Source organism: Cellulomonas sp. P4_B5_2 (assembly GCF_056402235.1).
This window is the reverse complement of the sequence record NZ_JBFUHU010000136.1, coordinates 1-9,347: the sequence shown is the minus strand read 5'-3', so window position 1 is coordinate 9,347 and position 9,347 is coordinate 1. Positions and strand designations below refer to the sequence as shown.

Genomic DNA, 9,347 nt, shown 5'->3' with positions numbered 1-9,347 from the left:
CACCAGAACAGCAGCACCGCGACGACGCCGAGCCAGAGCGTCGGAAGGACGGCACTGCGGGTGCGGGTCGGTCGCGGCTGGGCGATCGGCGCCAGAGGCGGCGCCTCCCAGGTCGTCGTGGTCATGAGACGAGTCTGGGCGGGGGTTCTCAGAGGATTCTCGGAGCTACCTGTCCGCGCGCTGTGCGATGGCCCGCGGCGGCGAGGGGACCGCCGCGGGCCATCGTCGGTCAGCTGGCGCCGGCCCGGGCCGATCAGTCGTTGCGGTAGCGCTCCACGAATGCCCGCAGGATGCGCGGAGGCGCCCAGACGTCCGCGCTGCGCACCCGGGCGATCACCTCGTCGTACTCCCCCGGGCGGTAGTAGCCGTAGTCGCGGTAGACCCCGATCCGGGTGGTGATGCCGTCCAGGTCGAGCTCGGGGTGGAACTGCGTGGCGTACAGGTTCTGGCGCACCCGGAACATCTGGACCGGGCACGTGGGCGAGGAGGCGAGCAGGACCGCGTCGGGTGGCAGGACACGGCACGCCTCCTTGTGCCCGACGAACGCCTCGAACGACTCCGGCAGCTCGGTGAGCAGCGGGTCCGCGCGGCCCGCGTCGGAGAGGGTGACCGTCACGGCACCGATGGGCTCGGCGTAGGTGCCGTCGATGACCGCGCCCTGGTGCACGCCCAGCGTGCCGACGCCGTAGCAGGCACCGAGGAACGGGAGGTCCCGGTCCACGATCTCGTCGAGGAGCGACGACATCTCCGCCTCGACGCGGCGTTGCGCCGCCGACTTCTGCGCCTCGGGCTTGCTCGCGTCGTACGGGCTGCCGCCGACGAACACGCCGTCGTACCGGTCCAGGTCGATCGGCAGGAACGGCGCCGCCTCCATCCGCACCTGCTCCAGCTCGTCAGCCTGCAGGCCGCCGAACCGCAGGAATGCCGCCCGCTCCCCGACGGACGCCACGTCCTCGGCACGGGAGCTGAGCAGCAGGAACCGGGTCATCCGACCCCCGCCACCCGGCTGGCGTCGTCGGGCCCGAGCATCCACCGGATCGAGCGCGTCGCCACCGCTCCCGCGGTCCGGGCCGCAGCCAGCCCCACCGGGCCCGGGCGGTCCAGCCCGAGCAGGTCGAACGTCCACTCCGGCATCGACGCGACCGCGGCCCGGGCCAGCAGCGTGTACCCGGGCCGGAGCGAGCGCGGCACCGGCGGCTCGTGCAGGAGGAAGTCGGCCGCATCGCGCGCTGCGGTGGACGGGCCCAGCGCGGGCCGGAACTCGTCGAGCGCCTTGGCCAGCTCCGCCACGGACTCCGGCACCCGCTCCGCGCCGAGCGCGACGGCCACGCGCGAGGCCTGCGCGACGTACTCGTCGGCCCCTGCGGCGTCGAGCGGTCGCTGCCCGTACACCCGGTGCGCCCGCAGGAAGCTGTCGACCTCGGCCACGTGCACCCAGCGCAGCAGCGTCGGGTCACCCGCGAAGTACGCCAGCCCCTCGGGCGTGACGCCGCGGATCCGCTCGTGCACCCAGCGGACCCGGTCGATGGCCGCCGTGGCGTCGTCGATCGTGCCGAACGTGGTGACGGCCAGGAACGTGCTGGTCCGCGCGAGGCGGCCCCAGGGGTCTCCCCGGTAGCCGGAGTGCGCGGCGACGGCCGCCATCGCGGCCGGATGCAGCGACTGCAGGAGCAGCGCGCGCATGCCGCCAACGAACATCGAGGCGTCGCCGTGCACGGTCCGGATGGCGGAGCCCGGCGGGAACCACCGGGGGCCGGGGGTGCCGTGGATACGTTCGCGGCTGGCCAGTCCGTCCGGCCCCGCGACGCGCAGGAACAACGCCGTCCCTGCCCGGTCCCGCACGTCGGCGAGGCTCTGCACCATGGGCCCTTCCGGTCAGCGGATCCCCTGCTCGACGATGCTAGGCGGCTCACCGCCGACACGCCCGTTCCCCCACGTCACGACGGGCAGATGGGCCGTCCGGGTGAGTGCCCGCCGGACCTCCCGCCCGAGGGCCCGGTCCGTCGCCACGATGGGCGCGTGAACCGCCGCCACCTCGTCGTCGTCCTCGTCGGTGCGCTCGCACTGGTCGGCGCCGGCGCCACGGCCTGGGCGAACCGCACGCCTGCGCCCCTGCCGCCCCTCGCGGTGGAGACGCTGGCCCCGCCGGCGGGCATCGACCTCCCGGTGCACGTCGTGGCCGGCGGTGACGACGGGGCCGCCTTCTCTCTCGACTCCCCCACGTCCGGCACCCTCTTCGAGAGCATCCTCACCCTCCCGCTCGCCGACCTGCCGGTGCTGTCGTCGCTCGGCGTGAACTGGGTGCCTCTCTCCGGGGCCTTCTCCTCCGTCGAGGCCTTCACCGACTGGCAGCGGCGCCATCCCGAGGATGCGCAGTTCGGCGGTGACCTCGTGATCGAGCACAGCGCCCTGGGCGCCGCGGTGCGCAAGGACCTGGCGATGACGAGCGGGGTGACGCTCACCCAGTGGGCCGTCGAGCACGACGGGTACCTCTACCTCGTCGAGTGGATGCACCACCCCGATGACGACACGGATCGGCCGACGGTCGAGGCCATGATCGCGTCCTGGCGCTGGAGCTGAGCTCAGGCCCTCGCCCGCACCTGCTCCACGCCCCGGTTGGCCAGCTGGTCCGCACGCTCGTTGCCCGGGTCCCCCGCGTGCCCCTTGACCCACACCCAGCTGATCGTGTGCCGGGCGGTCTCGGCGTCCAGCGCCTGCCACAGCTCCTGGTTCTTCACCGGCTTCTTGTCGCCCGTGCGCCAGCCGTTGCGCTTCCAGCCGGCGATCCACTTGGTCACGCCGTTCATCACGTACATCGAGTCGACGTGCAGGATCACGTCGCACGGCTTGGTCAGCGCCCGCAGCCCCTCGATCACCGCGGTGAGCTCCATGCGGTTGTTCGTGGTCTCCGGCTCGCCGCCGAACAGCTCGCGCTCGTGGTCGCCGTAGCGCATCCAGGCGCCCCAGCCGCCGACGCCCGGGTTGCCCTTGCAGGCGCCGTCGGTCCACATCTCCACCGTCGGGCGCTCGCTCACGGCCCACACCCTAGACGCACGTACGCATGGGACCATCGACGCACGATGAGCACCCCCACCCTGGCCGACCGCATCCCCGCCGACCCCACCGACCCCGACGCGCTGTACGAGGCCTTCACCGGCTGGGCCACCGACCAGGGCCTGACGCTCTACCCGCACCAGGACGAGGCCCTGCTGGAGCTCGTCACGGGCGCGCACGTGATCCTGTCGACGCCGACGGGCTCGGGGAAGTCGCTGGTCGCGGTCGCCGCGCACTTCGTGGCACTCGCGCAGGGTCGGCGCACCTACTACACCGCCCCGCTCAAGGCGCTGGTCAGCGAGAAGTTCTTCGCGCTCGTCGAGGCGTTCGGCTCGGCCAACGTCGGGATGATGACCGGCGACTCGGCGGTCAACCCGGGGGCGCCGATCATCTGCTGCACCGCGGAGATCCTGGCCAACGTGGCCCTGCGCGACGGCGCCGGCGCGGACGTCGGCCAGGTGGTCATGGACGAGTTCCACTTCTACGCGGACCCGCAGCGCGGCTGGGCGTGGCAGGTGCCGCTGCTCGAGCTCACCAACGTCCAGTTCGTGCTCATGTCGGCCACGCTCGGCGACGTCGGCTTCTTCGCCGAGGACATCACGCGCCGCACGCACCAGCCGGTCGCGGTCATCGCGAACGCCGAGCGTCCCGTGCCGCTGACGTTCAGCTACGCGATCGAGCCGCTGCACGAGCTGCTCGACGAGCTGGTCAAGACTCGTCGCGCCCCCGTCTACGTCGTGCACTTCACGCAGAAGGAGGCCGTCGAGCGGGCGCAGTCGCTCATGTCGACGCCCCTGGCCAGCCGTGAGCAGCGGGACCGGATCGCCGACGAGATCGCGGGGTTTCGCTTCGGTCCGGGCTTCGGCCGCACCCTCAACCGGCTCCTGCGGCACGGGGTGGGCGTGCACCACGCGGGGATGCTGCCCAAGTACCGCCGGGTGGTCGAGCGGCTGACCCAGCGCGGCCTGCTGCCGGTGGTGTGCGGCACGGACACGCTCGGCGTCGGCATCAACGTGCCCATCCGCACGGTCCTGCTGACCAGCCTGGTCAAGTACGACGGGGTCCGCATGCGGCACCTGTCCGCGCGCGAGTTCCACCAGATCTCCGGGCGGGCCGGGCGGGCCGGGTTCGACACGGTCGGCGAGGTGATCGTCCTGGCGCCCGAGCACGTGATCGAGAACCGCAAGCTGCTGGAGAAGGCGGGCGACGACCCCCGCAAGCTCAGGAAGATCGTCCGCAAGAAGGCCCCCGAGGGCCAGGTCAACTGGACGGACAGCACGTTCGAACGCCTCCGCGACGCCCCGCCCGAGCCGCTGACCAGCAGCTTCGCGGTCTCGCACGCCATGGTGCTGCACGTGCTGGCCCGCGAGGGCGACCCGGTCGCGGCCATGACCAAGCTCCTCACCGACAACCACGAGCCCGAGGGCGCCCGGGGCCGGCACGTCCGCCAGGCGATCGCGGTGTACCGCTCGCTGCGCACCGCCGGTGTGATCGAGCGCCCCTGGGTGGAGGACCCGACCGCTCCGCACGGCCGCCGTCGGGCCGTCCAGCTGACTGCGGAGCTGGCCCCGAACTTCGCGCTCAACCAGGCCCTCTCCCCGTTCGCCTACGCGGCCCTGGACCTGCTGGACCGGGACGACCCGGCGTACGCGCACGACGTGGTCTCCGTCATCGAGGCCACCCTCGACGACCCCCGCCAGGTGCTCTCCGCGCAGGAGAACCGCGCCCGCGGCGAGGCCGTCGCACAGATGAAGTCCGACGGCCTCGAGTACGACCAGCGGATGGCCCTGCTCGAGGACGTCGGCTACCCCAAGCCGCTCGCCGAGCTGCTCGAGGCCATGTTCGTCACGTACCGGCAGACCAACCCGTGGGTCGCCGACCTCGCCCTGTCCCCCAAGTCCGTGGTGCGCGACATGCACGAGCGCGCGATGGGCTTCGCCGAGTACGTCGCCTACTACCAGCTGGACCGCACCGAGGGCGTGCTGCTGCGCTACCTGGCCGACGCCTACCGCGCTCTGCGCCAGACGGTGCCCGAGGAGGCCCGCACCGAGGAGCTGTGGGAGATCATCGAGTGGCTCGGTGACCTCGTCCGCCGCACCGACTCCAGCCTGCTCGACGAGTGGGAGCGCCTGAGCAACCCGCTGGACGAGCGCGGCGCCGACGCCCCAGGCGGCATCGACGAGGACGTGCCCGAGCCGATCACGGCCAACCCGCGTGTGTTCCGGGCGCTGGTCCGGGGCGCCCTGTTCCGCCGCGTGGAGCTGGCCGCGCGGGAGTCCTACGGCGGGCTGGCGCAGCTGGGCGACGTCGACCCGGACGACGTGCCGTGGGACGCCGACCGCTGGCGGACCGCGCTGGACCCGTACTTCGACGACCACGACGAGATCCTCACCGGTGCGCCCGCCCGCGGCCCGGCACTGTTCCAGGTCACGCCCGGCCGGGGCACCTGGCAGGTGCGCCAGCTGCTGGACGATCCCGAGGGCGACCACGACTGGCGGATCGACGCGGTCGTGGACCTGGCCGGCTCCGACGAGACGAGCGAGGTGCAGCTGCGGATCGTGGCCGTGGGACCGCTCGGCGACCTCGCGGACTGAGACCGGGCGGACCGGGCGCACGGGTTACCGTTCGCGCATGAGCACCCAGCCCTCCGAGCCCCCGGCACGCACCACCAGGTCGCCGCGGTTCGTGTTCCTCATCTGCCTGGCCGCCGCGCTGGTGTCCGCCATCTGGGTGCTCGGGATCCTCACGATCGTCGCCGCCGTGGCGCTGGTGGTCACGGCGATGGTGCTGCAGGCCCGCGGCAAGAACCCTGCGCTCTGGTTCGCGGCGAGCACGGGCGTCGCGGCCGGCACCCTGATCTACCTGCTGATCGTGCTCATCACCGGCCAGTAGTCACTGCCCGTAGGCCGCCATCATGCGGTCGGACGGGACGATCTGCTTGCCCAGCGGGAACAGGGAGATCGGCACCATCTTCCAGTTGGCCAGCGCCAGCGGGATGCCCACGATCGTGATCGCCTCCGCGATGCCCGTGATGATGTGCATGAGCGCCAGCCACCAGCCCGCGACGATCACCCAGATGACGTTCCCGATCACGGACCAGGCACCGGCGGTCGGCTTGTCGACGACGGTGCGCCCGAACGGCCACAGCGCGTAGCTGGCCATCCGGAACGAGGCGATGCCGAACGGGATCGTCACGATGAGGATGCAGCAGATGATCCCGGCGAGCACGTAGCCGAGCGCCAGCCAGAAGCCCGCGAGCACGAGCCAGATGATGTTGAGCAGGGTCTTCACGGTCCCAGCCTGCACCCGGCGCGGTCGCGGACGGTATCCGGGATGACCCTGATCCGCCCCTATCGTGGCTCCGTGGCAAAGAAGGAGCACGCGCCCACCGGCACGCCGGCACTCGTGGCACTGACCGCCGCGGACGTGCCGCACACGGCGCACGCCTATGTGCACGACCCGGCCAGCACGCTCGGCTACGGGCTCGAGGCGGCGGCGGCACTGGGCGTCCCGCCCGAGCAGGTGTTCAAGACGCTGATGACGGTGGTGGACGGCACGCTCACGGTGGCCGTCGTCCCGGTGACCGGTCAGCTGGACCTCAAGGCCCTCGCACAGGCGGTCGGCGGGAAGAAGGCGTCGATGGCGCCGAAGCCCGATGCCGAGCGCGCCACCGGGTACGTCCTCGGCGGGATCTCACCGCTCGGGCAGCGCAGCGCGCACCCGACGGTGATCGACGAGACCGCGTGGCTGTTCGACACCGTCCTGGTCTCCGGCGGACGTCGCGGGCTCGACGTGGAGCTCTCCCCCGACGACCTCATCCGGCTCACCTCGGCGACCGTGGCCGACATCGCCCGGTCCGACGCGTGATCGCCGAGCGGCTCGCCCTCGTGCGTCGCCGCGTGTCGCAGGCCGCGCTCGACGCGGGCCGTGACCCGCGGGACGTCCGCCTGCTGCTGGCGACCAAGACGCAGCCGGCCGCCCTGGTGCGCCAGGCGCTGGACGCGGACGCGCGGGCGCGCGCCGACGACCCCACGCTGAGCGCCGTCCTCGTCGGCGAGAACCGGGTGCAGGAGCTGGTCGCCAAGGGCCCCGAGCTCGCGGGTCTGACCGCGCTCCACCTGATCGGGCCCCTGCAGTCCAACAAGGTGAACGCGGCCCTGCGCTGGGCCTCGTGCATCGAGTCGCTGGCGTCGAGAGACCTGGCCGAGCGGCTCTCCGCACGAGCGACGGACCCCTTGGACGTCTACGTGCAGGTCAACGTGTCGGGCGAGGACACCAAGCACGGCGTGGTGCCCGGCGAGGCGGTCGCGTTCGCCCGGACCGTCGCCGCCCTGCCGAACCTGCGCGTGGCGGGGCTCATGACGGTCGGGGCGCGGTCGGACGACCCTGCGGTGGTGCGCTCCGGCTACGCGCTCCTGCGCGACCTGCGCGACGAGATCGCGGCGTCGGGGACTCAGACCGCCACGGAGCTGTCGATGGGCATGAGCGGGGACCTGGAGCTGGCGATCGCCGAGGGCGCCACCCTGGTGCGCGTCGGCAGCGCGGTCTTCGGTGCGCGCGTCACGTGACCGCCGCGCAGCAGCACCACCTCGGCGGTGCGAGCGGACGCACCCGGCACCCGGCGGCGGACGGCAGACAGCTCGCGCGCGTGCAGCACGCTCAGTCGGCGCAGCTGGCGGTCCAGGTCCGTGTCCATCGATCTCCCCTTCGTCGACGAGCAGGAGCGCGCGGCGGGGCACCTGATACACGTCCGCACGCGAGGATGGGCGCATGAGCGACGAGCGACGGTTCCCCCGGTGGGTCTACGGCACCGGCACCGACCCGGACGCGCGGTTCTCGCTGGCCAACGAGCGCACGTTCCTGGCGTGGATCCGCACCTCGCTGGCCCTGCTGGCGGGCGGCGTGGCGCTGGAGGCCCTCGACCTGCCGGTCCAGCCCGACCTCCGGTTCGCCGCCGCGCTGGTGCTCGTGACGATCGGCGTGCTCGCCCCGGTGCTCGCCTGGATCAGCTGGGCCCGCGCCGAGCGCGCCATCCGGCAGAGCTCCGCGCTGCCGGCCCCGTCCGCCTTCGGGCTCCTGGTGGTCGGCGTGTGCGTCGCGGGTGGCCTGGTGCTCGTCGGGCTGATGGCCGCGTGAGCACCGCCGGCGACGCCCCGACCCTGGCCGCCGAGCGCACCCACCTCGCGTGGCGGCGCACCGCGATCGGCCTCACGGGCGGTGGGGTGGCCGCCGCGCACCTGCTCCAGGAGTTCCTGGGCCCCGCGGCCTGGAGCCTGGCGGCCACCGCGCTGGTCGTCTCCCTCGCCCTGACGGTCGTCTCGCACCGTCGTCACGTCGCCGACGGCGCCCTCCCTCCGGGCGGACGGCTCGTGACCGCCAGCGCGCTCGGCGTCGTGGTCATCGGCGTCGCGGCGGTGGCGTTCGTCGTGCTGCGCGGCCGCTGACTCAGGGCACCCGGGCGGTCCAGTCGGGGTCGGTGAACTTGCTCCGCATCAGCTCGGTCGCCCGCTCCAGCTCCTCGGGCCGGAGCGCTCCGTCGACCGTCGGGTAGCGGCTGCGGAAGTACGCGGCGAACGCGGAGATCACCTCCTCGCGCGGCAGCTGCGTCTGCGAGCGCACCGGGTCCACCCGCTTGTTCGCGCTCGTCGTGCCCTTGTCCGAGAGCTTCTCCCGGCCGATCCGGAGCACCTCGAGCATCTTGGCGGCGTCGATGTCGTAGGACATCGTCACGTGGTGCAGCACGGCCCCGCCGACCATGCGCTTCTGCGCCGAGCCCGCCAGCTTGCCCGCCGGTGACGCGATGTCGTTCAGGCCGCTCGTGAACGCCTGCACCCCGACGTCCGCGAGCGCACCGAGCACCCACTGGTTGAGGAACGCGTACGAGTCCTCGAAGGTCATCCCGTCCACCAGCGACGCCGGCACCACCAGCGAGAACGTGATGCAGTTGCCGGCCTCCATGAACATCGCACCACCGCCGGAGATCCGGCGGACCACCGTGATCCCGTACCGCTCGGCGGCCTCGAGGTCCACCTCGTTGCGCAGCGACTGGAACGAGCCGATGATCACCGCCGGCTCCACCCACTCCCAGAACCGCAGCGTGGGGCCGCGACGGCCGGCGCCGAGCTCCTCGGTGAGCACCTGGTCGAGCGCGGCGTGCAGGGCCGGGGGCAGCGGACCCGGGTGGATCAGCTCGAACGTGTGGTCCGCCCAGGCGGTAGAGAACCCGAGCGCCCGCCGGACGGCCACGGCCACCGCGTGGGCGTCGAAGCCGACCATCGTCACCGGCTGGTCCT

General features: G+C 72.8%; 12 protein-coding genes. 7 read left to right on the top strand and 5 right to left on the bottom strand.

From position 1 onward, the window contains the following. Positions 1–253: 253 nt before the first annotated feature. Together AC1DUQ_RS11460 and AC1DUQ_RS11455 are read right to left on the bottom strand one after the other, a co-directional pair. Complete coding sequence (locus AC1DUQ_RS11460) at positions 254–988, bottom strand: glutamine amidotransferase (RefSeq protein WP_477060501.1); 735 nt, start codon at positions 986–988, stop codon at positions 254–256. Then, a complete protein-coding gene (locus tag AC1DUQ_RS11455) occupies positions 985–1,863 on the bottom strand; it encodes an oxygenase MpaB family protein (RefSeq protein WP_477060500.1) in 879 nt (292 codons plus the stop codon). Before AC1DUQ_RS11455 ends, AC1DUQ_RS11460 begins: the two co-directional genes overlap by 4 nt. Before the next feature lie 156 nt (positions 1,864–2,019). Here AC1DUQ_RS11455 and AC1DUQ_RS11450 point away from each other — a divergent pair, with 156 nt between their 5' ends. Then, positions 2,020–2,580, top strand: a complete 561-nt coding sequence (locus AC1DUQ_RS11450; protein ID WP_477060499.1) for a hypothetical protein — start codon at positions 2,020–2,022, stop codon at positions 2,578–2,580. Between the two features lie 2 nt (positions 2,581–2,582). On the opposite strand, the gene rnhA is transcribed toward AC1DUQ_RS11450, so the two are convergent. Continuing rightward, positions 2,583–3,071: a ribonuclease HI gene (gene rnhA / locus AC1DUQ_RS11445; protein WP_477060498.1), complete on the bottom strand. Its 489-nt coding sequence runs from the start codon at positions 3,069–3,071 to the stop codon at positions 2,583–2,585. 9 nt (positions 3,072–3,080) lie between these two features. On the opposite strand from rnhA, the gene AC1DUQ_RS11440 reads away from it, so the two are divergent. Together AC1DUQ_RS11440 and AC1DUQ_RS11435 are read left to right on the top strand one after the other, a co-directional pair. Then, a complete protein-coding gene (locus tag AC1DUQ_RS11440; protein WP_477060497.1) occupies positions 3,081–5,648 on the top strand; it encodes a DEAD/DEAH box helicase in 2,568 nt (855 codons plus the stop codon). A gap of 37 nt (positions 5,649–5,685) precedes the next feature. Continuing rightward, a complete protein-coding gene (locus AC1DUQ_RS11435; protein ID WP_477060496.1) occupies positions 5,686–5,946 on the top strand; it encodes a hypothetical protein in 261 nt (86 codons plus the stop codon). On the opposite strand, the gene AC1DUQ_RS11430 is transcribed toward AC1DUQ_RS11435, so the two are convergent. Then, complete coding sequence (locus tag AC1DUQ_RS11430; protein ID WP_477060495.1) at positions 5,947–6,345, bottom strand: YccF domain-containing protein; 399 nt, start codon at positions 6,343–6,345, stop codon at positions 5,947–5,949. It abuts the gene before it with no gap. Between the two features lie 42 nt (positions 6,346–6,387). On the opposite strand from AC1DUQ_RS11430, the gene ybaK reads away from it, so the two are divergent. From ybaK to AC1DUQ_RS11410, 4 genes are all read left to right on the top strand, one after another. After that, positions 6,388–6,921: a Cys-tRNA(Pro) deacylase gene (gene ybaK, locus AC1DUQ_RS11425; protein WP_477060494.1), complete on the top strand. Its 534-nt coding sequence runs from the start codon at positions 6,388–6,390 to the stop codon at positions 6,919–6,921. After that, entirely contained in the window at positions 6,918–7,622 is a 705-nt protein-coding gene (locus AC1DUQ_RS11420; protein WP_477060493.1) for a YggS family pyridoxal phosphate-dependent enzyme, read from the top strand. Before ybaK ends, AC1DUQ_RS11420 begins: the two co-directional genes overlap by 4 nt. Before the next feature lie 202 nt (positions 7,623–7,824). Next, complete coding sequence (locus tag AC1DUQ_RS11415; protein WP_477060492.1) at positions 7,825–8,190, top strand: YidH family protein; 366 nt, start codon at positions 7,825–7,827, stop codon at positions 8,188–8,190. Next, positions 8,187–8,498, top strand: coding sequence for a DUF202 domain-containing protein (locus tag AC1DUQ_RS11410; protein WP_477060491.1), 312 nt, complete (start codon positions 8,187–8,189; stop codon positions 8,496–8,498). The genes AC1DUQ_RS11415 and AC1DUQ_RS11410 overlap by 4 nt, the downstream gene beginning before the upstream one ends. Position 8,499: 1 nt before the next feature. Here the strand turns inward: AC1DUQ_RS11410 and AC1DUQ_RS11405 are convergent. Beyond that, the coding region (locus AC1DUQ_RS11405; RefSeq protein ID WP_477073817.1) for a lipoate--protein ligase family protein at positions 8,500–9,347 on the bottom strand (848 nt) is incomplete at its 5' end.

Coding starts and splice junctions, on each gene's coding strand:
- AC1DUQ_RS11455 (WP_477060500.1), bottom strand. CDS start 1,863: ATGGTGCAGAGCCTCGCCGACGTGCGGGACCGGGCAGGGACGGCGTTG.
- ybaK (WP_477060494.1), top strand. CDS start 6,388: ATGACCCTGATCCGCCCCTATCGTGGCTCCGTGGCAAAGAAGGAGCAC.
- rnhA (WP_477060498.1), bottom strand. CDS start 3,071: ATGGTCCCATGCGTACGTGCGTCTAGGGTGTGGGCCGTGAGCGAGCGC.
- AC1DUQ_RS11460 (WP_477060501.1), bottom strand. CDS start 988: ATGACCCGGTTCCTGCTGCTCAGCTCCCGTGCCGAGGACGTGGCGTCC.
- AC1DUQ_RS11440 (WP_477060497.1), top strand. CDS start 3,081: ATGAGCACCCCCACCCTGGCCGACCGCATCCCCGCCGACCCCACCGAC.
- AC1DUQ_RS11415 (WP_477060492.1), top strand. CDS start 7,825: ATGAGCGACGAGCGACGGTTCCCCCGGTGGGTCTACGGCACCGGCACC.
- AC1DUQ_RS11435 (WP_477060496.1), top strand. CDS start 5,686: ATGAGCACCCAGCCCTCCGAGCCCCCGGCACGCACCACCAGGTCGCCG.